The following is a 23,490-nucleotide window of genomic DNA, read 5'->3' on the forward strand; positions in this document are numbered from 1 at the left end:
GGTGAAATCCGGCTATGGCTTTCATCTGGTGCTCGTCACGCAGCACACGGCGACCGTGCTGAAGCCCTTCGAGACGGTCAGGGATGCGGTCCTTGCCGAGTGGCGCTCTGCGAAGCAGACCGAATTCAGCCGAGATTATCTAATCGCGCTGCGCAACAAGTATGGCGTGGAGCTGGACGACAGCACGAAAGCGACGCTCGGGCCAGAGACCACTCCGAAGGTGGCCGCGCAATGAACCCGCTGACCAAATGGTCTACACTCGTCCGAGGTGCCAGCGCCGCGATGGAGTGCGTTCGGCTGGTCGCACTGGCAGCGGCCATCGCCATGCTGTTCCCGGAGGTTGCCTCGGCGCATGAGGTGCGCCCCGCCTACCTCAGCGTTCAGGAAGAGGCGCCGAACGAGTACAGCGTGCTGTTCAAGACACCGATGCAGGGTGACGCGCGTCTGGCGCTGTCGGCAGCATTCTCGGGCAAGGTCGAGAACCTCACGCCGGTCATCTCGCGCCCGACCGGCGACGCAATGGTGCAGACCTGGCAGATGCGCGCGGTCGAGCCGTTGGAAGGCCAGGTGGTATCGATTGACGGCCTGCAAAACACGATGACCGATGCGCTCGTGCGCATCGAGTTCGCCAGCGGCGACGTGTGGATCGAGCGCCTGACGCCCGGCGCCCCGGAAGCGACGATTTCTGCAACCCCAAGCCGCTGGTCTACGGCCGCCACCTATCTCAAACTTGGCGTCGAGCACATTCTGCTCGGCTTCGATCATCTCCTCTTCGTGCTAGCCCTGCTCATCATCACCGCGGGTACGTGGCGGCTCGTCAAGACGATCACCGCCTTTACCGTCGCGCATAGCATCACGCTCGCGCTGGCGACGCTCGGCTTTGTTCACATCCCCTCACCGCCGGTCGAGGCCGTGATCGCGTTGTCGATCGCGTTCGTTGCCGTCGAGATCGTCCACGTGCGCCAAGGGCGCAGAAGTTTAGCCGCCCACGCACCCTGGCTGGTAGCCTTCGCTTTCGGGCTTCTCCACGGTTTCGGTTTTGCCGGAGCCCTGAGCGAGATCGGATTGCCGGCCGGGCAGATTCCGGTGGCGCTGCTGTTCTTCAACCTCGGCGTTGAAATCGGACAGCTTCTCTTCGTCGGAGCGGTCCTTGCACTCGTCGCACTGATCCGGGTCCGCAGGCGGTCGCTGCCGGCTTGGTTGGATCTTGTTCCGCCATACGCTATCGGCACGATTGCAATGTTCTGGGTGATCGAACGTGTCGCGACCTTTTGAGATTGTCAGAAAGGACGGCCATATGAACACCTCGCGCAGGGATTGGCGAACCGGGCCGACAAGCGCAGCACTGGCATCGCTGATATGCATGATTGCCGCGGCGTTCCTCCTGACGGCGACACCGGCGCATGCCTGCGTGCTCTGTATGCCCTATCCTCAAGAGACGAATGCCGACCACGTCATCGGGAGCGGCACGGCGGTTTTCGCAGGCGAGAATCCGGCAAGGCCTTTCTCTTACGTGGTGCTGGAAACACTGAAGGGTCAATACGACGGCAGCGCCATCCCTCTGTTCCTCGATTCGACGACGGCCCGCGCCCTCAAGCTGAACCCGGCTCTGCGGGTCATTCTTGTCCAGAGCGGTCCCGGCGGGGCCTGGAGGGCGCTAGGTATGGCTGGGGGGAACGAGTATCAAAATGTAGTGCGCCAGGTGGCCCGATGGGACAAGGGCTCGAAGACGCCGGCCGAACGCGCGATGTTCTTTGCCCGTTACCTCCGGCACGAAGATCCCAGGCTCGCGGAACTGGCCTTCCTCGAGGTCGGGCGCGCGCCCTACGCAACGCTGCGCGATCTCCAAACAAGTGTTGCGCGAGATGACATCTATCGAGTCGTCAACGACTTCTTTCATGTCGAATGGCATGGCCTCTACATCCTCATGCTCGGCATGTCGGACCGCCCCGACGACATCGCCTTCGTTCGCGGAAAACTGAACACCGCGGCGAAGTATGGGCTGACGACCAACCTCGCTGCTTACGCCACCGCGCTCATGGAGATGACCGGCGCGGTCGGGGTGACGCAGCTTGCGGAAGAATACCTCGTCGAGCCGGGCCGAAGCAGCGCCGAGCTGATCGAAATCGTGAAGGCGATGTCGGTGCAGGGGAAAGAAGGGGCTGCCGAACTGCGGTCCGCGATCGTCGAAGCTTACGGTCGCCTGCTCGCGCATCACCCCGAGCTTGCCGGGAATGTCGCAAATGACCTGTCCGATTGGAAAGTGGTTCGTTTCGTGCCTCGGCTGCGTGAAATTCTGAATGCGGGCGTCGGCCTGGACGAAGCATCGCATTTCGCGATCGCAATGTACCTTTCAAGCGCTGATGAAGGCGGGAGTTCCAAGGCCGTGTTCACGCGGTCCGGTGGTCTCCGATGACCAGTTTTCCAGGGAATAATTCGCGTTGGTATGCGCCAAACAATTGGAGGAGGACTATGATGATGAGAACGCTCGGACTTTTGCACTTTGTTTCGGTCGCCGCTCTTGGGGCTGCAAGCATGACAGGTGCGCTGCCCGCTGCAGCGCAGGATACCTTGCTGGATTCCGGCTCCCTGGACAAGGAGAGCGCCGACCAGCTCTTTCCGATCAAGCGGCCCTATTCGCCGTGGGCGGGGCGCAACTTTCCCACTCGGCCGTTGTTTGGCGACACGCATCTGCATACTTCGTTCTCGATGGACGCGGGCGCCTTTGGTGCACGCCTTGGCCCAAAGGACGCCTATCGCTTCGCGAAGGGCGAGGAGGTGACATCGTCGACCGGTCAGCCCGCAAAACTGTCGCGGCCGCTCGACTTCCTCGTCGTTGCCGATCACTCCGACAATATGGGCTTTTTCCCAGACCTCTTTGCCGGTAAGCCGAATATGCTCGCCGATCCGACAGGCCGCAAATGGTATGACATGATACAATCGGGCAAGGGAGCCGATGCGGCGATAGAGATCATCGTCGCTTTCTCGCACGGAACCTTCCCCAAGGATCTCATGTATTTCCCCGGCACACCCGCCTACCGTGGCGCCTGGCAGGAGACCATAGCCGCTGCGGAGGAGCACAACGATCCGGGACGCTTCACCGCCATCATAGGCTACGAATGGACGTCCAACACCAATGGCAACAATCTGCATCGCAACGTCATATTCCGCGACAATGGCGACAAGGCGAGCCAGGTTGAACCGTTTACGGTCTATCCGCCGATGGGCAGCGACAATCCCGAAAACCTCTGGAAGTGGATGGACGCATACGAAAGCAAGACCGGCGGCAATGTGCTGGCCATCGCCCACAACGGCAATCTGAGCAACGGCACGATGTTTCCGATCGTCGAGGCCTTCGGGAAGAAGCTCGACGGCCCGTACGCCGAGAGCCGGCTGAAGTGGGAGCGGCTCTACGAGACGACGCAAACCAAGGGTACTGGCGAATCGCATCCCTTCCTCTCGCCCAACGACGAGTTCGCCAATTTCGAAATCTGGGACAAGGGCAATCTCGACGGCAGCGTAGCCAAGACAAGGGACATGCTCGAGTTCGAATATGCGCGCTCGGCGCTGAAGAACGGGCTGAAGCTCGAAAAGCAACTGGGCGCCAACCCGTACAAGTTCGGACTGATCGGCAGCAGCGACGCGCACAATTCGCTGAGCGCGCTGGAGGAAGACAATTTCTTCGGCAAGACGGTGCCTCAGGAGCCGAGCCCGGAACGCACGAAAGCCGCGTTCATCGACAACAAGCGGACCGGCGTGAAGATCATGGACTGGGAGGTTTCCGCGTCGGGCTACGCGGCCGTCTGGGCGATGGAGAATACGCGCGGGTCGATCTGGGATGCGATGGAGCGGCGCGAGACCTATGCGACGACGGGGCCGCGCATGGCGGTGCGCCTGTTCGGCGGATGGGATTTCACCGCCGACGACGCCAACACGCGCAATCCCGCGGTCGCCGGCTACACGAAGGGCGTGCCGATGGGTGGCGACCTCACAGCCGCACCTGCGGGCAAGGCGCCGACATTCCTGGTTGCGGCTCTGAAAGACCCGATCGGCGCAAACCTCGACCGCTACCAAATCGTCAAGGGCTGGCTCGATGCGGCCGGCGAGGTGCATGAGAAGGTGTATGACGTCGCGTGGTCGGGCGACCGCAAACCCGGCGCGGACGGCAAGCTGCCGGCGGTGGGCAGCACGGTCGACCTCGCCAACGCGACGTGGAAGAACACGATCGGTGCGCCGGAACTGGTGGCGGTCTGGACCGACCCGGAGTTCGACCCCGCGCAGAGCGCCTTCTACTACGGTCGGGTGATCGAGATTCCAACGCCGCGCTGGACCGCCCACGACGCCAAATATTACGGCGTGACACCGCCGCCGGAAGCCACGATGGAACTCCAGGAGCGCGCGTACACCTCGCCGATCTGGTACAATCCGGCGAGCTGATCGAGTCGCATCGTGCAGGCAGCCAGCAACTGGGCTCGCTTCGTCGAATCCACAGGCCGTGCCGGTTATGTTGCGCCTGGATTTCGATGTGGGGAGCGAGCAATAATGAGTTTCGTTGACACCAGCCAGCACGAACCAATTGGGTCGAACACGAGGAGGGGAAATTGAAATTGACTGTGCTCGCGGCTGCTGGCTGCAGCCTTGCTGTTTCGATCAGCGCGGCTGCTGCTGCCGATACGATCTATCCCGGGGCCGAGACGGTCGAATATCAGGCCCCATCGGGCTGGACATTCACGGTCGCCGGCTATGGCTGGCTGGCTGGGCTTGAGGGCACAGTAGGGGCTGGCGGCAGGACAGCCCATGTCGACGCCAGCGTCGGGGACATACTTTCGAACTTCGATATAGCGGTCATGGGACTGGCCGAGGCGCGATACGAGCGGTTCGGCATCTTCACTGACTTCAACTACGTGCGGCTGTCGACCTCCTCGGATACCCCATTCGGCATTCTGGCCAGCAGTGCGGACGTCACGAGCCAAAGCCTGATGTGGACGACTGCGGCAGAGTATCGGCTTGTCGATGCGCCTGAGGTGAGTCTCGATGTGTTAGCAGGCTTCCGGCTCTACTCGCTCAAGAACGAGATCGATTTCAATGGCCCCGGCCTGCTGGCCGGCGTCTCCTTGTCGGACCAGCAAACCTGGGCCGATCCCATCGTAGGTCTGAAGGCCCGCTACTCTTTCACCCCGCAATTCTACCTTACGGGCTGGGGATTCGTGGGGGGTGGCGTCTCCGCCGACGTGACCTGGGACGTCATGGCCGGCGCTGGCTATCAATTCACCGACTCGTTCTCTGCCGTGCTCGGTTACCGCGCCTCGGGCGTCGACTACGAGAATGACGGCTTTGTCTACGACACCGTGCAGCAGGGTCCGATAGTAGGCGCAGTGTTTCGCTTTTGACGCATCAAGGGAGAGCGGTCCTTCGATTGAGTGCTGGAGGTCAGGACCTGGCGCAACCACGACCCTCAGCGAGGTTTCTTGGGATGTCGGCTTTCAGGAAGCGGCAATGCTGATCTCAATGTCCGACATGCGGCGCAAAGCTGCCGTTCACATCGCTCCCGACATAGCACGCCTTCGGTCAAAACCCGCCTATTCGCACGTCGTTGCCGCCGATCACCGCATGCACTGCCGGGAGATCTTTCGAAGCTAGAATTCTTGAGTTAGGTGTGGGTCCAGAGCTTCCAACGAGAAGGAGAAATTGACGGACAAAGCCCAACCAGTTTCATGGGAACGCTATGACGTTGGTGATGATCGTTACATCTGCTTGTGAAGAAGCAGATGTAAGTGATTGATGTTTAACATTTTGGTGGGCCCGGAGGGACTCGAACCCCCAACCAAGCGGTTATGAGCCGCCGGCTCTAACCATTGAGCTACAGGCCCCACACGCGGCTGGATTAATGTTTTTCCCCGAGCCGCACAAGGCTTTCCGAACGGGGTAGCCGAGATTGCCCAAATCAGCCCATATTCGCACCCTACTCGACACGGGCGACTGGATCGCAGACTGAGGAGTTTTCATGACCAGACATCTTTTGCCCTTGGCGCTCGCCGCCGCGATCGCATTTCCAACAATGGCCGGCGCTGCCGACACGCAACCCCCGCCCCGTATCGTCGTGTCCGGTGAGGGCCAGGCGACGGTGGCCCCCGACCTGGCGCTGCTTACGCTCAGCGTCATGCGCGAAGCCAAAACCGCGCGCGCCGCGCTCGACGCCAACAATGACGCCATGGCCGCCGTGATCGCGGCGATGAAATCGTCCGGCGTCAAGGACCGCGACCTGCAGACCGCAGGCATTCAGATCAACCCGCGCTACAACTACACCAACAAGCCGGATGGCAGCCAGGAGGCCGAACTCGTCGCCTACCAGGTCACCAACACGCTGTCGGTGCGCGTGCGCGACGTCGACAAGACAGGCGAGATTCTGGATAAGGCGGTGTCGCTCGGCGTCAATCAGGGTGGCGGCATCACCTTCACCAATGACAACCCGGCAGCCACGGTCACCGAGGCCCGCAAGAAGGCGGTCGCCGATGCGATGGCCAAGGCCAAGACGCTGGCCGAAGCCGCCGGCGTCAGCATCGGCCGGGTTCTTGAAATCACTGACCAGAACGTCGCGCCGCCGCCGATGCCGATCAACGCCAAGGCCTTCGACGCGGCCGGTGCATCGGTTCCGGTGCAGGCTGGTGAGAATTCCTACGCCGTGCAGGTCACTGTCACGTTCGAGCTGAAGTGATCACCCGCCCTGAACGGCCTGATCGCGATTGTCGTCGCGTAAAAAAGAACCCGGAGGACAGGTCCTCCGGGTTCTTTTTTGAGCCGCACCCTTCCGCCCTGGCGGAAAGGGGCTCCACTACTCCAAGCTGATCTTCCCAAGCTGATCTTTGCAGAAGATCATGCCTCCCGGCCGGTCGGCCGAACGCTTAGCGATAGAGGACCGGGCAGCCGCGCTCGTTGGCGAATACGATCACCACGCGGTCGCCGTACTGGCGACCCGCGACCTTGACCGTGCGGCGGTTGACGTCGATGAGGCGGGCACGGCGCAGGCCCATGCGCTCGGCTTTGTTAACGGCGCGTTCCGGCGAGCAGGACCGGCGCCAGTCGCGGTCGCGGCGCCAGTCGCGATCGCGGCGGTGCTCGCGGCGGTAGCCGTCATCGTCCCCGGTATAGACGCCGACGCGGGGGTCGTTGTCATTGCCGAAGCCGAGATAGATGCTGTCCGCATGAGCGGGAACCGCGGCAAGCGTGCCGAGGCCGATAAGGGCCGAAAGCGTCACCGTCTTGATCGTGTTGAACATTGTCTCTCTCCTTGTTGAGGGCTCATGCCCGCCTTGGTCGAACCGATGGTGGGAGAATGCGCTTGCGTATCTGAACTTTTTACGAACCTGTCGTTCATTTTCGGTTCATGTGGCAGCAAGAATTGTCGGCAGTTCTCTCCGCCTTCCGTCGGTTCTGAACAATCTGAATCTGGATGGAAACGCCCGGTCGCGCTGTCGGTTCCGGAACCCTACTAAGGCTCGTCGTCCAGCATATGCTCAAAATAATCGTCAGCTTCGGCAAGCTCGGTCTCGCTGGCGCTGACCCGGCCACGGATCGAGATGCCGGCCTCATGCACCGTCTCGGAACTTCCCGACACCAGCCTGTGCCACCAGTAGAGGTCTTGCCCCTCGGCGACCAGCCGGTAGGCGCAGGTTCTGGGCAGCCAGGTGATGGTACGCACATTCTGCGGCGTCAGCCCGACGCAGTCCGGGACTCGCGCCAGCCGGTTGGCATAGTCCGAGCAGCGGCAGGTATCGGCGTTGAACAGCCGGCAGCCGACACTCGTCCAATAGATCTCGCCGGTGTCCTCGTCCTCGAGTTTCGACAGGCAGCATTTGCCGCAGCCGTCGCAGAGCGATTCCCACTCGGCCGGGCTCATAGCCTCGAGCGTCTTGGCTTTCCAGAACGGCTTTTCCATCGTTGGGATGTGGCCCTCGCCTGCTTCAAGGTCAAGCGTGGCAACGGCCCGAAATGCGACCTTGCACCATACGAAAAACACGAAGTTGCCTTCAAAATGCCGGTCAACCGCCCTCCGCTGCCGTTAGTGCCCGCAAACCGGAACCAATCCGGTCGACGACAGTTTGGGCCGGGATGGGACGCCACAAGGAGATTTCAGATGAAACGCCAACCACGGGTACTGGCAGGCACGGCACTTGGCCTGTTGATGGCATCCGCGCCGTTGGGCGCGTTCCCGCTGCAAGGCAGCGCCACGTTCGGCCACTCGCAGCAGACCGCGGCACCGATCATCCTGGCGCAATCGGATTGTGCTGAAGGCGAGGCCTGCGCTCAGCAGGCAGAGCCGGAGCAGAAGCCGCGCAAGAAGCGCGATCAGCAACAGCAAACCGAATCGGCCCCTGCTGAACGGGCCGCCCCCGCAAACGATGAGCAGCAGCCGCGCAAGAAGAGGCGCGACCGGCAGCAGCAAACCGAATCGGCACCCGCCGAACAGGCCGCCCCGGCGATCGACGAGCAGCAGCCGCGCAGGAAGAAGCGCGACCGGCAGCAGCAAACCGAATCGGCCCCTGCTGAACAGGCCGCCCCCGCAATCGACGAGCAACAGCCGCGCAGGAAGAAGCGCGACCGGCAGCAGCAGATCGAGGCAGCGCCTGCCGAGCAGGCCGCCCCCGCCATCGACGAGCAGCAGCCACGCAGGAAGAAGCGCGACCGGCAGCAGCAGATCGAGGCAGCGCCTGCCGAACAGGCCGCCCCCGCCATCGACGAGCAGCAGCCACGCAAGAAGAAGCGCGACCAGCAAAGACAGATCGAGGCGGCCCCCGCGGAACAGCCCGCGAACGACAACGAGCCCCCCCGCAAGAAGAAGCAGGATCAGCAGATCGAAGCCACACCAGCCGAGCAGCCGCCGCGCAAGAAGGGAGCACCAGCCGGCGAGCCCGTTCCACAGGCCGAGCCGCTTCCAACCGACCAGCAAGCGGCTCCCGTCGAAGGCGAGCAGCCTAAGGACCAGACCACGAAGCGTGGCAAGAAGCCTGTCGGCGAGCAGCCGGTGACAGGAGAGCAGCCCGCGGCTGGCGAACAGCCCGCCACTGGCGAACAGGCGGCTCCGGCCCAGGGTGAAGCTCCGGCCCAGGGCGAGGCCCAGACCGATCCGAACGCCGCCCCCATTCTGGACAGCCAGAAGGATGTCCAGCGCAAGCGCAAGGGCGGCAAGGATCGTGGTGGCCAAGCTGAGGGCGGCCAGAACGCAGGCGGCCAGAATGAGAACATGCAAGAGGGCGGCCAGCCCGTCCAGCAAAACGGCGATCAGGCGCAAGCCCCGAAGCCGGCTCCGGTCGACCAGGGACCGCCGCCCACCGACGACAGGTCGGCCCAGCAGGAGATCAAGCCCGAGAAGATCGTTCCGGTTACGGAGGAAAAGGGCAAGCGCGTCGAGCGTGCGCCCGACGACGACGATGTTCGGCGTCGTCAACGCCCACGAGGCGTCAACGTCCTCAGGGAACTCGGCGACCGCGTCATCCTCCAGTTCAACAACCAGACGATCGTCGAGAGCAACGATGGCCCACGCATGCATCGCGGCGCCAGGAATGTCTATTACGAGGATTTGTCGGGTGATCGCAGGCGCGAAATTGTCGAGCGCGACAATGGTGTCCAGATCGTCACCATCCGCAACCGCTATGGTGACGTCATCCAGCGTTCACGCATCGCTCCCGACGGACGCGAATATGTGCTGAGCTATGTCGACGAGCGGAACTATGACGATGATGGCGACTGGCGCGATCCTGGTGACGACCTGCCGCCGATGCGGCTCACCATTCCGCGCGAGGAGTACATTCTGGACTCCGAGGAGGTCGAGGATCCGGACGACTACTATACCTTCCTCGAACAACCGCCGGTCGAGAGGGTCCAGCGCCTCTACTCGATCGACGAGGTCAAGCGCTCTGCCCGCGTGCGCGACATCGCGCGCCGCGTTGACCTCGACACGCTGAACTTCGAATTCGGTTCGGCTTCGATCTCGGACACCGAGGTGCAGAAGCTGGAGGGTGTCGCCACCGCCATGGAGAAACTACTGGCCAAGAACCCGGCGGAAACCTTCCTGATCGAAGGCCATACCGATGCCGTCGGCAGGCCGGAGGCGAACCTTGCATTGTCCGACCAGCGCGCCGAAGCGGTTGCTGAAGCCTTGACCAATGCCTTCGGCATCCCGCCGGAGAACCTGACGACCCAAGGCTATGGCGAGGAGTATCTCAAGGTCAACACGGCAGGACCCAACCGCGAGAACCGTCGTGTCGCCATCCGCCGCATCACCTCGCTGGTGGCGCCGGTCGCCAGCGCGAATTAGACAGCCGTTCCAGGAGCATAAACCGGTTTCTGGAATCGGAACGGCAGCAAAAGAGTCCATCCCGCGCCGGCGGGATGGGCGTTTACGGTCAAGGGTTTGAAGTTCAAGAAGAATTGAGCCGCGATTTGACCAGACTCATTGAATCGCAGGGCCTCCGCCCCCAGATTCCAGACAGGGCGTTCCCTGCCCTGTCCCGACTCCAGCGGGACACATGAGCCCCGCCGGTCCCTCTCCGGCGGGGTTTTTCTTTTGCGCTGCAGGCCTTGCCTGGGCAAGGACAAGAAGGCCGAGGAGCGAGAAGGCGTCCGATCCCCGTCAGTAGATACTTCTGATGTTGGTATCCGTCCGGGCAAACACCTCGTCCGGGACGAAGAAGTCGCCGGCGAGCGGGCCTGTCGCATCCGGCGCATAAACGGAAAAATCGCTGACGCCCTCGGCGCGCAGCACCTCCTCGTCGATGTAGAAATTGCCGGTCGCCTCACGCGCTGGCCGCATGAAGATCGCATGCGCGGCATCGGCCATGATGTCGGGCGAACGGCTCATTGCCGCCACCGTCGCACCGCCCAGAAGATTGCGCACCGCCGCCGTGTCGATGGTCGAGATCGGCCACAGCGAATTGACGGCGATGCCGTCCTTGGCGAATTCCGCGCTCATGCCCAGCGTGCACATCGACATGCCGAACTTGGCCATTGTGTAGGCAACGTGGTTCTTGAACCACTTGGCCTTCATGTCGAGCGGCGGCGCCAGATTCAAGATGTGAGGATTTTTTGCCAACTTCAGGTGCGGTATGCACATTTTGGAAACCAGGAAGGTGCCGCGCGTGTTGATCTGATGCATCAGATCGTAGCGCTTCATGTCGGTCTCCAGCGTGCCGGTAAGCTGGATGGCGCTGGCATTGTTGACGCAGATGTCGATGCCGCCGAACTTTTCGACCGTCCTGGCGACCGCCTCGGCAACCTGCCCTTCCTCGCGTATGTCGCACAGAACGGGCAAGGCCTTGCCGCCCGCCTGCTCGATCTCCTGCGCTGCCTTATAGATCGTGCCCGGCAGCTTCGGATGCGGCTCGGCGGTCTTGGCGGCGATCGTCACATTGGCCCCGTCGCGCGCCGCACGCAGCGCGATCGCTAGGCCAATACCGCGCGAGCCGCCGGAGATGAACAGCGTCTTTCCCTTGAGCGACATTTTCTTCCGCCTCCCATGTACCAGCCTCTTTGCGCGATCCTTGCCCTCGCCCGCCTGTGGACACAAGAGCCTCCCACTCGAAGCCATGGTGACGCTGCGGAGGCTGTTGCGCATGGTCACTCGAAAACCCGTTGGATTTTTGGAATGCCTGGTATATATTCTATAAAAAAAGGTGGATTATAGCATGGCGTTATCGATCAAGAACGTGGAAGTCGAGAAACTGGCGCGCGAACTCGCCCGCCGCCGCCATGTGTCAGTTACAGAGGCGATCCGCCAGAGCCTTGAGCGCGAGGTTGCGCGCGAGCGGTTGGTGCCACGCGACGACACCAGTGACCTGTTTCAGCGGTTGATGGCGATTTCCGACAGCGCGGGAAAGATCCCCAGACGCGAAAATGCGATGACCGATGACGAAGTCCTCGGTTACGATGAGTTCGGAATCCCGACGAAATGATCATCGATTCCTCGGCCCTCGTCGCCATTCTGCGCGCGGAGCCTGATCACGAGCGTTTCGTACTGGCGATCGCACAGGCCAAAAGGCGGCTGCTGGCAGCGCCAACCTTTCTTGAAACGACGATGGTGCTTGCGGGCGGTTGGCAGGATGAAATTCTTGATCGCCTCGACGATTTCCTGCGCGCCGCCTCGATCGAGACGATCCCCTTCACGGCCGATCACGCCGCCGTGGCTCGCCAAACCTTCCTGCGCTACGGCAAGGGCCGGCATCCGGCGGCGCTGAACTTCGGCGACTGCATTGCCTATGCCACTGCCCGGCTCGAAGCCATGCCGCTGCTGTTCAAGGGTAACGATTTCCGGCTGACCGACATCGAACCGGCTGTGTAGATCAGACCAGCACCAGGCCCTGCCGCATCGCGATAGCGATCGCATCGGTGCGGTTGGCGGCGCCGAGCTTGATCAGGATCGCCGCGACATGGAATTTTGCCGTGTGTACGGAAATGTTCAGCCGGCGCGCGATCACCTTGTTGGGCGCGCCTTCGGCCAGCAGCGCCAGCACCTCGCTCTCGCGCGGCGAAAGCGCCGGCCGAACGGTTCCATCATCGACCGGCTCCTCGTCCAGTGCGTCGCCGTCGTGGAAAGCGAAATCATCATGCCTGCCCGTCATGCGGCGGGGCCTGTCCGAAATCCGGTAACCTGCCGCGGCAAGCCGAACGGCAGCGGCGATCAACAGGTCGTCGACCGCCGCCGGCAGCACGGCGAAAAGATTGTCGGCTGGCGGCTCGTGGCCGGTCCGTCGCGATAGCAGCACCCGAGGTATGGCGGGGTCGATGGCCAGGCGTTGCAGGTTCCGCTCGTCGATGACAGCGACGTCCGCTCGCTCGCCGCCACCGCTGCTGCCGGCCGTGACCGGCAGAATATCCCCGCTCGCGGCGAGCGCCGAGGACAGGTGCTCGGCATGCGCCGCATCGCCAAGCGCGATCAGCACGATCAGCCGCCGTTCCGCGACCACGCCATCCGCGGTCCTGTCCCCTATGATCGCCTCAACAGCCATGGATGCCTCAGCTCAGCGGTTTCTCGGCGATTGTTACCGCGACTTCGCGGTGCTCGCCGCCGCGCACCACGCCGAGCGTCACCGGGGCGCCGGCGCTGTCTGGCCCAAGTCTGCGGATCAGCTCGCGCGGACCATGCACGGCCTCGCCATTCCACGCCACGATGATGTCGCCGAGCGAGAGGCCGGCCGCTTTTGCCGGGCCATTCTCGTCGAGGCTCATCACCATCGCGCCATAGGCGTCGCGATCGCGGACCGGATGCAGGCCGGCGCCGAGATAGCCGCGCGCGACATGGCCCTTCTCGCGCAGCGTCGCCACTGCCCGCTCGATCGTCTCGTAAGGCATGACCAGCGCCCGCCGGCGCGGCCCGAACAGGAGCATGCCGATCAGCGCGCCCTTGGCATCGAGCACCGGGCCGCCCTCGAAACGACCGCCGGCATTGACGGCCAGATTGATGCGCCGATCGATCGTGCCGCCGCGCATCGAACGCCAGGCAGGACCGACCTCGCCGACCGTGCCGAACACGGCAAGCGCGGCACCTTCGCTGTGGCCGATTGCGATGGCCAGATTGCCAGGCCGCACCGCATCCGCCCTGGCAAGCGCAGGCGCCGTGGCCGCACCGGCCGGCTTCAGCAGAGCCACGCCCGTCGACGGATCGCGGCCGACAAGCTCGGCCTTCACCGTCCCGCCCGAGGCCAGCGTCAGCTCGATCTCCTCACCGGTTTCCACCGCCTCCTCGGCGGTGACGAAGTAGCCGTCGCGCCAATGGAAAGCGCTGGCCGTGCGATGGTGATGCGTGGTGAAGCTCGCCGTCGCTGGTGCTGCTGTTGCCGCGATGTCGGCGATAGCCTCGGAAAACGCACTCAGGTTGAAGTCGCTCATAATTGGTCTCCTGGGTTTCTTCATGCCCCAGATATCGCTCGACAGCGCGCTCGGAGGTACTCGCCTGACGGCTAGTTGGCCGTTCGACTGGCCATGTGGTCAGGTCGCGGCCGCACGAGCCGCTCCGCACATATAGTTACAATTCAGCCCGACAACACGGAGCCCTGCCGATGGCCCTGCCCGCCCAGAAACTGCAACCCGATAACGACCTGCTCGATGCTTATTCGACGACGGTCGCCGATGCCGTCGACCGCATCGGTCCGGCCGTCTGCCGCATCGAGCGCATTGGTGGCGCCGGCGGCCATGGTTCGGGCTTCGTCATTGCCCAGGACGGACTGGTCGTTACCAACTTCCACGTCGTTGGCGATGCGCGCGCGGTGCGCGTCTCGATGCCGGACGGCGCCTCGCGGGAAGGCCGTGTGCTCGGTCGCGACCCGGACACCGATATCGCGCTGGTGCGGGCCGACGGCAACTTTGCCGATGTCGCGCCGCTTGGCGATTCCAAGCGTCTCAGGCGCGGCCAGATCGCCATCGCCATCGGCAACCCGCTCGGCTTCGAATGGACCGTCACGTCGGGCGTCGTCTCGGCGCTCGGCCGCTCGATGCGCGCCTCCACCGGCCGGCTGATCGACGACGTCATCCAGACCGATGCCGCCCTCAACCCGGGCAACTCAGGCGGACCGCTGGTGTCTTCGGCGGGCGAGGTCATCGGCGTCAACACAGCCATGATCCATGGCGCGCAAGGCATCGCCTTCGCGGTCGCCTCCAACACCGCCAATTTCGTCATTTCGGAGATCATCCGCTTCGGCCGCGTGCGCCGCGCCTTCATCGGCGTTTCGGCCGACACTACCAATCTGCCGCGTCGCGCAGCCCTTCTGTCGCAAGTGTCGAGCAGCACGGCGGTACGACTGCGCAGCGTCGAGAAGAACAGCCCGGCGGCCAAGGCCGGCCTGAAAGAGGGCGACATCATCGCCGCCATCGACGGCCGCCCGGTGACCGGCGTGGATGATCTGGTGCGCATGCTCGACGCCGAGCGCATCGGCCGCGAGACGCTGTGCACGGTCGTGCGCCGCTCCGGCATTGCTCAAGTCACGGTGACGCCGGTGGCACGCAGCTAACTCCGTACAAAGACCCGGCCAAGCAGCGAAACCAGCAGCACCGCCAACTCGCCGGTCGGATCGAGATCCGGATCGAAGATCGTCATGTCCATTCCAGCGCAGCGCGGATCCGCCACCAGCGCTGCCAGGATGACGACGAGATCGTCGGGGTCGATGCCTGGGCTGCCTGGCGAATCCACCGCCGGCATCACCGTCTGGTCGAGCGCATCGACGTCGAAATGCACCCAATACGGCCAGCCGGTTCGCGCCAACGTGGGCCGGGTCCTTTCCAGCACCTTTGCTGCGCCAAGCTCTCGCGCGGCAAAGACGTCGATCAGCGTCATCGCGGTCGAATTGATGTCCGGCCAGGCGAAGTCGGCGTCGCGGTTCTCGCGTTCGCCGATCTGGATCACCTGTTCGTCCGCAACAAGCGGCCCGGTGATATCAGGCCAGTCGGTCAGCAACGGTTCGCCGCGGCCGGTGGCGAGCGCAAGGTCCATGCCGGCGGCCGAACCGAGTGATGCGTTGATGTCGTAATTGCCGGGGTGGCGGAAATCGCTGTGGCCGTCGATATGGATCAACGCCAGCGGGCCGCAACGCCGCGCCGCGGCCAATGCGCCAAGCAGGACCGCGCAATCGCCGCCAACGACCAGCGGAAACTCGCCCCGTCTGAGAGCACCGGCAACGATCTCCGCAAGCTCAAGATTGAAGCTGCGTATCGCGTTACCGTTGCGCAACCGGGTGCCCGGCTGTGGCTCGCTGCTGTAGGCTGGCCGATCGAGGTCGACCACCTTGGCGGGCGAAAGCATATCGATCAAGCCGGCTTCGGTCAGCGCCTGCGGTGCACGCCACGTCCCCGGTACATGACCCGGCCGCAGCGAACGAAGGCCAAGATTGGAAGGTGCGCGGACAAGGCAGATTTCACGCATGGAACGGGTCCGAGGTTGCCAAGCTTACCATAGACCGCGAATGCCCGCCCGGTCACGCGACCGCACCTGTCGCCTCACCTCTGCCGACAGTTCCTGCCAGCGCCATCGTTCAGGCTCCCGCCGTCCCCTCAACAAACTGCGCCTGAAATTCCGGGCTCAACGGGATCGGCTTGATGACGTCGATCAGCACGCCATTAGGGTCTTTGGTGATGAAATGGCGCTGGCCGAAGGGTTCGTCGCGCAGGCTGCACAGGATCGGCAGGCCGGCGGCAAGGATCCGCTCATAGACCGCGTCCGGATCCTTGACCTCGAAATTGATCAGCAGCCCCGACGTGCGGCCGCGCCCCTCCTCAGGGATCGTTTCATGATCGCCATGGACAATGCCGAGATTGACCCGGCGATCCTCGACCGACTGCAGATGCACATACCAGTCGCTCTCGAACAATGGCTTGAAGCGGAAGTGATTGATATAGAATGATTTTGTACCTGCCACGTCGCCCGTCATCAGCACTGGGTAATAGCTCGTCGTCTTCATCTTTCCTTCTCCCGCTAGATAACATACAGTCTGCATGTAAATGTGGTTAACATACAGGCTGTATGTATGCAACAGGAATCCGCGCGCCGCTCTAACCGTGATCGCACCGAAGCGACGCGCGCCGACTTGATCGCGGCGGCGCGCAAACTGTTCACCGAAAAATCCTATTCCGAGACCGGCACACCAGAGATCGTCGCCGCGGCCGGCGTCACGCGCGGCGCGCTCTACCACCATTTTGCCGACAAGCAGGCGCTGTTTGCCGCCGTGGTCGAGCAGGAGGCGGCGGCTGTGGCGGAAGAGATCGAACGCGCCTCGCCGCCCTCGCTGTTTGCCCGCGACGCGCTGATTGCCGGCTCGGATGCCTACCTCGCCGCCATGCGCGCGCCCGGCCGCACGCGGCTCTTGCTGCTCGACGGGCCGGCCGTGCTCGGCCGCACTGCCATGGACGAGATCGACAACCGCCATGGCAACCGCACCCTGCGCGAAGGCCTCGTCGCGGCGATGCGCGAGCAGTCGATGACCAGATTCCCGGTGGAAGCGCTGACCGCACTGCTTGCGGCCGCCTTCGATCGCGCTGCTCTTGCGGTCGAGGCCGGAGCTTCGGCCGAGGACTATCGCGCCGTGCTCATGGCACTGATCGACGGGCTGTCTCCGGCTCCTCGTCGGTCCACAGGTCCGGCTCCATCTCGTTGAAACAGCCGAGCTGGCGCTTGAACTGGTCGATCAGCCAGGCCGCCGCCGGCTTCGGGCTGCTGTCATTGCGATGCATGGCAAACAGCGGCGAGCGCACCTCCCTGAAAAGCTCGAGGTCGATCTCCACCAGCCGGCCGCTTGCCAGGTCGTCGGCGATCAGCCAGCGCGGCAGCCCGCCCCAACCCAGCCCCTCCCGCATCAGCGTATGCTTGGTGCGCACATCCGTCAGCCGCCAGGTGCGATAGGCAAAAACACCAAAGTCGCGTCCCTTGGTGCGTTCGGACTGATCGGTGACGACAAGCTGCGTGTGTTCGCGTGCATCCTCGATCGCCACCGGTTTCGGCAGCAGCGCCAGCGGGTGGCTGGGTGCGGCAGCCAGCACGATCGACATGAAGCCGATGCGCACGAGGTGGATGTCAACCTCGCCCAGCATCCCGCCGATACCGAGATCGGCCTGCCCGCTGAGGACATGATCTGGAATGAGGCCGAGCGTGCCGATATGCAGGCGCAGCATCACTGTCGGAAACTGCGCCTCGAACGCCTTCAGCACCCGCACTAGCACCGACGAGGGCAGCGCCGCATCGACCGACAGCGCGACTTCGGCCTCCAGCCCCTGGTGATGACTGTCGACGCGCGAGCGGATGCGCTGCAGCACGCCGACCATGCGCCGCGCATCTTCAAGCATCGCCCGTCCGATATCGGTCAATTGCGGTTCGCGCGTGCCCTCACGCTCGAACAGTTTGAGCCCAAGCTGCGCCTCCAAATTGGCGATGCCGTAACTGATGACGGACTGGGCGCGGTTGAGCTTGCGTCCAGCAGCCGAGAAACTGCCGGTGTCGGCAACCGTCACCAGGATCTGCAACTGGTCGAGCGTCGGATTGGGTTGCATGATAGTATCTACTTTATGGATGGATTGTATATAGAATATACCAGTTTTTCGAATGGATCGGAAGCCCCATATGTGGCGGGACAATTCACACTTCTGGAGAAACCCGACATGTCCATTCTTCTTGTCACATCGAGCCCGCGTGGCGCCGCCTCGCACTCGACCCGTATCGCCACCGAGTTCGCCGAAAAGCTGCTTGCCGCCGACCCGTCGAACACGCTTGTCGTGCGCGACCTGGTCGCCAACCCGCTGCCGCATATCGATGCCGACTATTCGACCGGCATCTATACGCCGGCCGAATCCCGCACCCCGCGCCAGGCGGAAGTCGTCGGCGTATCCGACGCCGTGCTGGACGAGCTGTTTGCGGCCGACACCATCATCCTGGCCACCGGCTTCATCAATTTCGGCATCTCGTCGACGCTGAAATCCTGGGTCGATCACGTCGCCCGTTCCGGCAAGACCTTCTCCTATGGCGAGAATGGCCCCAAGGGCCTCGTCACCGGCAAGAAGGTCTATATCGTGCTCGCCTCGGGCGGCATCTATTCGGAAGGCGCGGCCGTGCAGTTGGACCACGCCATCCCGTATCTGCGCAGCGTCCTTGGCTTCATCGGCATGACCGACGTCGACGTCATCCGCATTGAAGGCGTCGGCATGGGGCCTGATGCAGTCGAAGCCGCGCTGGCCAAGGCGACCGCGAAGGTCAATGCCGTGGTGGCTGCGAGCGCAGGCGGGCAGGCCGCTGCGGCGGCATAGAGCGCCAGCCATCAGTCACCGAATTGAAAAAAGGCAGGCGCCTTGGCGCCTCCCTTTTCCGTCCACCCTATAACGGCGGCAACACCACAGCCGGATGGCGATCCTCACGCAGGAGCAGTCCGAGGCTGTAGTCCAGCGCGAGTTTCATGGCGCCAAGTGCCGTTCCGCCATCCTCCAGTGAACTGACCGCGATCCGTGTCGGCCAGGCAAGGTCGCCGGCGACGCGCTCGACCTCCGCGGTCATCAGTGCATTCCGGCCGACACCGCCACCAAGCACGATCAGGCCCGGGTCGAGCACGCCTATGCACCCGGCCGCCAGCCGGCCGATGTCGGCGGCGTGGCGCGCCACCATGTCAATGGCCGGTGGCGAGCCGGCCGTGGCTCGCTCGAACAGCTCCCTGGCCGAACCGGGCGGCTCGCCATGATCGGCCGGCCAGCCTTGCCGGCAACGGGTAATAAGCGCCTTGGAGCCGAGATAATGCTCCAGCCCTTCGCGAGTGGGCGTCTCGCTGACCGACCAGGGAAACGGCATTCGGCCAACTTCCCCCGCCGCCCCGCCCGCTCCCCGAAATAGCCGGCCTTCGCTCATGAAGCCAAGACCGACCCGCACGCCGACTTGCAGGAAGGCAAAGGTCTGGTGGCCCTGCGCGGCGCCGAAATGCATTTCGCCGATGGCTGCGCAATTGACGTTGTTTTCCAGGATGATCGGCACCTGGAAATGGCGGCGAAGGCCTCGAAGAACGGCGTCCGGGCCGTTCACCTGGTCGGCGCCAAGGCGGCTGGCGGACACAATGCGCGGCACAGCGACCGCAATGCTGCGCAAGACGCGAAAGCTCTTGCCGACCTTTGCCAGGATCGATCTCGCCACCGACAGGATGAGGGCGCCAACATCGTCTGGATCTGTCGTTCCATTGTCCGGGATCATCTCTTCCAATGCCGCCAGCGGCTGGGCATCCATCGAATAGGCGACGGCGCGGACCTGCGCCGCGCCGACATCGATACCAATTACGCATCCAGCTCCGGGGCCGACGCCATAGATCGTGGCGGTGCGCCCGATGGCGCCGCGCTCGACCCCGCGCGAGGCGACTAGGCCAAGTGCGCTGAGTTCAGAAACGGCCGCCGACATGGTCGGCTTCGACAGGTCGAGCATGGCGCCGAGCTTGGGCCGCGTGACCGGTCCGTGCGAAGCGAGCAAACGCAAGACAGCGCGGGCGCTTTCAGTCAGGCTGGGAATTTCCGGTGCAGCCATATGCGGTATTCAACCCACCCTGAAATGCCGTTGCGAGCGAAAGCCCCTGTGACGAATCAAACCACGAGCGCCCATTGTGAGGCGGTTTGGCAATTTCTGCGAACGCAGTCGAGAATGGCTAGAGCTCCGTCGGCGACCACGGCTTCAGCTTGGTGTCGGTCTGCCGATAGCGGAAGGTTATGTCGGTGAGGCCGGCGGCATCCTGCATGTCTCCGACGATGAGCTGAAGCGCGATGATGGTCAGAATGCCGTCCGCCATGTCGTTGCCCAGCGCCGGGATGGAGATTACGGCAAGCTTGTCGGTCGACGGAATATCCGTCCTGCGTGTGATCAAAACCGACGGGCAGCCGAAGGCGGCGACATCCAGGGCGATCCGCACTTCGCGGCCCTCGCCGAAGACGACAAGGCCGGTGCTCGCATCCTGCGATTCCATCGGCCCGTGCAGATAATTCAGCGTGTCCCAGCCAGAGGCGGGAATGCGCACCGCCTCGCGGATCAGCATCGCCGCCTCGCCGGCATTCGCAAAACCGATGCCTGCACCCACGATATCGATCGAGGTTCGACCTTCCATCAGGCGCGCAGCCTGTCCAGCAGAACCACCAGAGTTGGCCAGCACGGTGTCCACCGTCGATGGCAGAAGCGCCCAGTTGAAGGCCGGCGTGCTGCCAGCAATCCGCTCGATCAGCATGCCGAGCGCCAGCAATGTCCCGGTGTAGCCGGTCGAGCTGGCACCGTTGTCGGCGCCCGACGCCATCGCAATCACCGCGCCGGTGATGGCGGCCAGCGGATTGTCGGCGCCGCGGCAGATGGCGAGGCGGGGATAAGCGGCGGCCTCCTGCATGACATCGGCGATCTCGCGACTCTGCCCGGAGGCCGACAGCGCAATGAAGGCATCGGTGGCCGCATTCGTCCTGCCATAGAGATCGGTCGGCGTGTAGGCGAATGCCTTTCTGCCGAATGCGCGCAGATAGGCCGCGCCGGCGAGTGCCGCCTGATAGCTGGCGCCGATGCCGGCAAGCCCTATTGTCTTGCCGGTATAAGTAGAGATATCCAGGGCATCGAGGGCAGTAGCCACCGCCTGTATTCCTGTATCCAGACTCTCAACCTGGCGCGCCACCGCTGCCTTGTAGCCAATACGCTTCATCGTTCATGCTCCAATTCGGGAAGACGGGTATTGATCAGCGAAAAGGCGCCTGGCGAGCGCGACGGCGCCGATCACCGGCGGTTCACGCAGCAGCACGACCCGGCTTGCCGGCGATACCCCAGCCATTGCTTCCATGAACGCCTCCATCAGCATCGGCTGCTCAGCGATCACACCGCCGCCGGCCACGACCAGCGAGGCATTCGCGCCGCGTTCGATGAGCACTTCGACGAGCGCGGCAAGTGCCGCACCACCCTCGGCGATAACGCGGATCGCCAGCGGCGATCCGGCGACCGCGGCATCGAAAACAGCATTGGCATAGCGGCCCCATACCGCCGCGCCGCGTGTCTCGTTGAGCAGAATGCCGAGCTTCGTCTGGTCGTCCGTAGCGAGCTCGCGCATCAGCGCGGCGATCAGCGGATCGCCATGCAAGCCGCGGTCAAGCGCGCCGCGTATCGCCTTGGCCGCCTCGCGCACTAGTGCCGCCGCACTGCCCTCGTCGCCGAGGATCCATCCCCAGCCTCCGGCGGCCAGCATCTTGCCCTCTTCCGTCCGTGCCACCGCGATCGATCCCGTTCCGGCGACGACACCGATGCCGTCGACATAACCGGCGGCGGGAACCATCAGCTCCGCATCATTCACCACTTGCACTCTTCCGCCGGTCCTGGCCGAAAGCAGCGTCTGGAAGTGCCGGCATTGTTCGTCCGTGTCGCAGCCATGGGCGCCGACTGCCAGAGCGGCAGGCGCGACGCCTTCACAAAGGTCGGCGACGATTGAGGCAAGCCTCTCGGCGTCCGCTTCCATTTGCCGGATGCGCCAGGTCTCCGTCACCAGCACCTCGTCGACGATCGTCCGGTCATCGCGGCACGCCATCACCCGAGTCTTGGTGCCGCCGATATCCACGCCTGCAATGATTTTCTGGGTCACCAACATCCACCGTCGAGCCGAACGAAACAGGCGCTTCGCTCACAAATCGTTTTAGTTAGGAAACTTTACAAACTATCTTCCCAGACGGCAAGAACTATGATTTGATAATCGACGTGAAAGCGCATTCGGCGCACAGGGAGATTGGGAAATGAGCAGGAGAAGGATTGGTCTGACGTTTCTGGCCGCGTCTTTCGCGTGGGGTCTCGCAGCCAGCGCCGCGCGCGCCACCGATATTTCATTCTGGACATGGCGCCAGGAGGACAAGGCGGCCTACAACGAGCTCTTTACCGACTTCACCAAGCTCAATCCGGACATCCATGTGAAGTTTGAATCCTTCCCAGACGAGAACTACCCGACCATCGTCTCGACGGCGCTGGCCGCCGGCAAGGGCGGCGACGTGATCCACACCCATGCCTATGGCTGGCTCGAGCAGTTCGTGAAGGCCGGCTATTTCGAGCCGCAGGACGAAAAGACCGTGCCTTCGCTCGCCAACCAGCCGGCCGATGCCTTGATCTCGGGCACTTATCGGGCCGACAAGAAGGTCTATTCCCTGCCCTTCGCGTCGCAGACGCTCGGCCTGTTCATCAACAAGGACGTCTTCGCCAAGGCCGGCCTGACCCCGCCGGCGACCTGGGATGAATTCATCACCGTCAGCAAGGCGCTGAAGGAAAAGGACATCTATCCCCTCGCCAACGGAATGGGCACGAGCTGGTTCAACGAGATGTTCGTCGCCATCTTCACCAACCCCTTCCTCGGCCAGGACTTCGTCACCGATCTGACGACCGGCAAGACCACGTTCAAGGATCCGCGCTACGTCGCCGCCCTCGGCAAGCTGCTGGAACTGCGCGATTACATGCCCGATGGCTTCGAAGGCGTGGATTACACGACCGCGGGCCAGCTGTTCATCAGCGGCAAGGCGGCAATGCTGGCCGGCGGCAGCTTCGATATTGCCACCTACCGGTCGCAGAATCCGGCCATCAACATGGATTTCATCGCGCCGCCGATGGCAAAGGCCGGCGACGTGCCGCAAGTGACCAAGTTCTTCGACGGCGGCTATGCGGTGAACGCCAAATCGCCGAACAAGGAAGCCGCGCTCAAGCTGGTCAACTGGATGGGCACCAAGGAGTTCGGCGACAAGTTCTCCGCCCTGCTCGGCAACATCTCGCCGATCAAGGGCGTCGTCATCAAGGATGAGCTGCTGGCGCATGTCGCCAAGTTGAACGAAACGGCGATGCCCCATATCAATGTGGTGTATTTCCGCTTCCAGAAGCCGACCGGCTCGGAATTGCTGCAGGGCGACATCACCAAGATGATGTCCGGCAGCATCACGCCGGAGCAGCTGGCGGCCGATCTCACTGACGGCTTGGCCAAGTGGTACACCCCGTTCCAGGGCAAGTAG

Annotated in this window: 24 protein-coding genes and 1 tRNA gene; 13 read left to right on the top strand and 12 right to left on the bottom strand. The window is 63.3% G+C overall.

All coding sequences use genetic code 11. The features are described from left to right. From OHD62_RS09410 to OHD62_RS09430, 5 genes are all read left to right on the top strand, one after another. Positions 1 to 235, top strand: a 235-nt coding sequence (locus OHD62_RS09410) for a peptidylprolyl isomerase (RefSeq protein WP_412177363.1), incomplete at its 5' end; no start/stop codon positions are given. A 47-nt stretch (positions 236 to 282) separates the two neighbouring features. Beyond that, on the top strand, positions 283 to 1,275 hold the full coding sequence (locus OHD62_RS09415) for a HupE/UreJ family protein (protein ID WP_263783837.1): 993 nt from the start codon (positions 283 to 285) through the stop codon (positions 1,273 to 1,275). A 22-nt stretch (positions 1,276 to 1,297) separates the two neighbouring features. Further along, the gene (locus OHD62_RS09420; RefSeq protein WP_263782348.1) at positions 1,298 to 2,416 is read left to right on the top strand and encodes a hypothetical protein; all 1,119 of its coding nucleotides are present in this window, start codon (positions 1,298 to 1,300) and stop codon (positions 2,414 to 2,416) included. A gap of 119 nt (positions 2,417 to 2,535) precedes the next feature. Beyond that, positions 2,536 to 4,437 carry a DUF3604 domain-containing protein gene (locus OHD62_RS09425; RefSeq protein ID WP_263783838.1) on the top strand — a complete coding sequence of 634 codons (1,902 nt, stop codon included), beginning with the start codon at positions 2,536 to 2,538 and terminating at the stop codon, positions 4,435 to 4,437. A gap of 164 nt (positions 4,438 to 4,601) precedes the next feature. After that, positions 4,602 to 5,390 carry a hypothetical protein gene (locus OHD62_RS09430; protein ID WP_263782349.1) on the top strand — a complete coding sequence of 263 codons (789 nt, stop codon included), beginning with the start codon at positions 4,602 to 4,604 and terminating at the stop codon, positions 5,388 to 5,390. Between the two features lie 404 nt (positions 5,391 to 5,794). On the opposite strand, the gene OHD62_RS09435 is transcribed toward OHD62_RS09430, so the two are convergent. Continuing rightward, positions 5,795 to 5,870, bottom strand: a tRNA-Ile gene (locus tag OHD62_RS09435). A 134-nt stretch (positions 5,871 to 6,004) separates the two neighbouring features. Between OHD62_RS09435 and OHD62_RS09440 the strand changes: the two genes are divergently transcribed. Beyond that, positions 6,005 to 6,715, top strand: a complete 711-nt coding sequence (locus OHD62_RS09440; protein WP_263782350.1) for an SIMPL domain-containing protein — start codon at positions 6,005 to 6,007, stop codon at positions 6,713 to 6,715. A gap of 187 nt (positions 6,716 to 6,902) precedes the next feature. Here OHD62_RS09440 and OHD62_RS09445 read toward each other — a convergent pair whose 3' ends face one another. Both OHD62_RS09445 and OHD62_RS09450 read right to left on the bottom strand, forming a co-directional pair. After that, positions 6,903 to 7,277, bottom strand: coding sequence for a hypothetical protein (locus tag OHD62_RS09445; RefSeq protein WP_263782352.1), 375 nt, complete (start codon positions 7,275 to 7,277; stop codon positions 6,903 to 6,905). 212 nt (positions 7,278 to 7,489) lie between these two features. Further along, the gene (locus tag OHD62_RS09450; protein WP_263783839.1) at positions 7,490 to 7,936 is read right to left on the bottom strand and encodes a YcgN family cysteine cluster protein; all 447 of its coding nucleotides are present in this window, start codon (positions 7,934 to 7,936) and stop codon (positions 7,490 to 7,492) included. Positions 7,937 to 8,134: 198 nt separating this feature from the next. Here OHD62_RS09450 and OHD62_RS09455 point away from each other — a divergent pair, with 198 nt between their 5' ends. Continuing rightward, the gene (locus OHD62_RS09455) at positions 8,135 to 10,315 is read left to right on the top strand and encodes an OmpA family protein (RefSeq protein WP_263782353.1); all 2,181 of its coding nucleotides are present in this window, start codon (positions 8,135 to 8,137) and stop codon (positions 10,313 to 10,315) included. Positions 10,316 to 10,630: 315 nt separating this feature from the next. Here the strand turns inward: OHD62_RS09455 and OHD62_RS09460 are convergent, their stop codons facing one another. Then, entirely contained in the window at positions 10,631 to 11,497 is an 867-nt protein-coding gene (locus OHD62_RS09460; RefSeq protein WP_263782354.1) for an SDR family oxidoreductase, read from the bottom strand. 184 nt (positions 11,498 to 11,681) lie between these two features. Between OHD62_RS09460 and OHD62_RS09465 the strand changes: the two genes are divergently transcribed. Then, the gene (locus tag OHD62_RS09465) at positions 11,682 to 11,948 is read left to right on the top strand and encodes a type II toxin-antitoxin system VapB family antitoxin (protein WP_263782355.1); all 267 of its coding nucleotides are present in this window, start codon (positions 11,682 to 11,684) and stop codon (positions 11,946 to 11,948) included. Next, positions 11,945 to 12,334, top strand: a complete 390-nt coding sequence (locus OHD62_RS09470; protein WP_263782356.1) for a type II toxin-antitoxin system VapC family toxin — start codon at positions 11,945 to 11,947, stop codon at positions 12,332 to 12,334. The genes OHD62_RS09465 and OHD62_RS09470 overlap by 4 nt, the downstream gene beginning before the upstream one ends. Position 12,335: 1 nt before the next feature. Here OHD62_RS09470 and OHD62_RS09475 read toward each other — a convergent pair whose 3' ends face one another. Both OHD62_RS09475 and OHD62_RS09480 read right to left on the bottom strand, forming a co-directional pair. After that, complete coding sequence (locus OHD62_RS09475; protein WP_263782357.1) at positions 12,336 to 13,001, bottom strand: helix-turn-helix transcriptional regulator; 666 nt, start codon at positions 12,999 to 13,001, stop codon at positions 12,336 to 12,338. A gap of 7 nt (positions 13,002 to 13,008) precedes the next feature. After that, a complete protein-coding gene (locus OHD62_RS09480) occupies positions 13,009 to 13,881 on the bottom strand; it encodes a S1C family serine protease (RefSeq protein WP_263782358.1) in 873 nt (290 codons plus the stop codon). Positions 13,882 to 14,051: 170 nt separating this feature from the next. Here OHD62_RS09480 and OHD62_RS09485 point away from each other — a divergent pair, with 170 nt between their 5' ends. Beyond that, complete coding sequence (locus tag OHD62_RS09485) at positions 14,052 to 14,999, top strand: S1C family serine protease (RefSeq protein WP_263782359.1); 948 nt, start codon at positions 14,052 to 14,054, stop codon at positions 14,997 to 14,999. Here the strand turns inward: OHD62_RS09485 and OHD62_RS09490 are convergent. Further along, on the bottom strand, positions 14,996 to 15,907 hold the full coding sequence (locus OHD62_RS09490) for an arginase family protein (protein ID WP_263782360.1): 912 nt from the start codon (positions 15,905 to 15,907) through the stop codon (positions 14,996 to 14,998). The genes OHD62_RS09485 and OHD62_RS09490 overlap by 4 nt on opposite strands. A gap of 109 nt (positions 15,908 to 16,016) precedes the next feature. Then, entirely contained in the window at positions 16,017 to 16,442 is a 426-nt protein-coding gene (locus OHD62_RS09495; RefSeq protein ID WP_263782361.1) for a VOC family protein, read from the bottom strand. Positions 16,443 to 16,508: 66 nt separating this feature from the next. Here OHD62_RS09495 and OHD62_RS09500 point away from each other — a divergent pair, with 66 nt between their 5' ends. After that, positions 16,509 to 17,135, top strand: a complete 627-nt coding sequence (locus OHD62_RS09500; RefSeq protein ID WP_263782362.1) for a TetR/AcrR family transcriptional regulator — start codon at positions 16,509 to 16,511, stop codon at positions 17,133 to 17,135. On the opposite strand, the gene OHD62_RS09505 is transcribed toward OHD62_RS09500, so the two are convergent. Beyond that, positions 17,068 to 18,024 (bottom strand): LysR family transcriptional regulator, encoded by a 957-nt coding sequence (locus OHD62_RS09505; protein ID WP_263782363.1) that lies wholly within the window; start codon positions 18,022 to 18,024, stop codon positions 17,068 to 17,070. The genes OHD62_RS09500 and OHD62_RS09505 overlap by 68 nt on opposite strands. A 108-nt stretch (positions 18,025 to 18,132) precedes the next feature. Between OHD62_RS09505 and OHD62_RS09510 the strand changes: the two genes are divergently transcribed. After that, on the top strand, positions 18,133 to 18,774 hold the full coding sequence (locus tag OHD62_RS09510) for an FMN-dependent NADH-azoreductase (RefSeq protein WP_263782364.1): 642 nt from the start codon (positions 18,133 to 18,135) through the stop codon (positions 18,772 to 18,774). Between the two features lie 67 nt (positions 18,775 to 18,841). On the opposite strand, the gene OHD62_RS09515 is transcribed toward OHD62_RS09510, so the two are convergent. The 3 genes from OHD62_RS09515 to OHD62_RS09525 all read right to left on the bottom strand — a co-directional run bounded on the left by OHD62_RS09515 (position 18,842) and on the right by OHD62_RS09525 (position 22,097). Next, positions 18,842 to 20,023, bottom strand: a complete 1,182-nt coding sequence (locus tag OHD62_RS09515) for an ROK family transcriptional regulator (protein WP_263782365.1) — start codon at positions 20,021 to 20,023, stop codon at positions 18,842 to 18,844. Positions 20,024 to 20,141: 118 nt separating this feature from the next. Beyond that, entirely contained in the window at positions 20,142 to 21,167 is a 1,026-nt protein-coding gene (locus OHD62_RS09520) for an SIS domain-containing protein (RefSeq protein ID WP_263782366.1), read from the bottom strand. A 3-nt stretch (positions 21,168 to 21,170) separates the two neighbouring features. After that, positions 21,171 to 22,097 carry a BadF/BadG/BcrA/BcrD ATPase family protein gene (locus OHD62_RS09525; RefSeq protein WP_263782367.1) on the bottom strand — a complete coding sequence of 309 codons (927 nt, stop codon included), beginning with the start codon at positions 22,095 to 22,097 and terminating at the stop codon, positions 21,171 to 21,173. Positions 22,098 to 22,239: 142 nt separating this feature from the next. On the opposite strand from OHD62_RS09525, the gene OHD62_RS09530 reads away from it, so the two are divergent. Beyond that, positions 22,240 to 23,490, top strand: a complete 1,251-nt coding sequence (locus tag OHD62_RS09530; RefSeq protein ID WP_263782368.1) for an extracellular solute-binding protein — start codon at positions 22,240 to 22,242, stop codon at positions 23,488 to 23,490.

The organism is Mesorhizobium sp. YC-39 (genome assembly GCF_025753795.1).
Classification (GTDB): domain Bacteria; phylum Pseudomonadota; class Alphaproteobacteria; order Rhizobiales; family Rhizobiaceae; genus Mesorhizobium.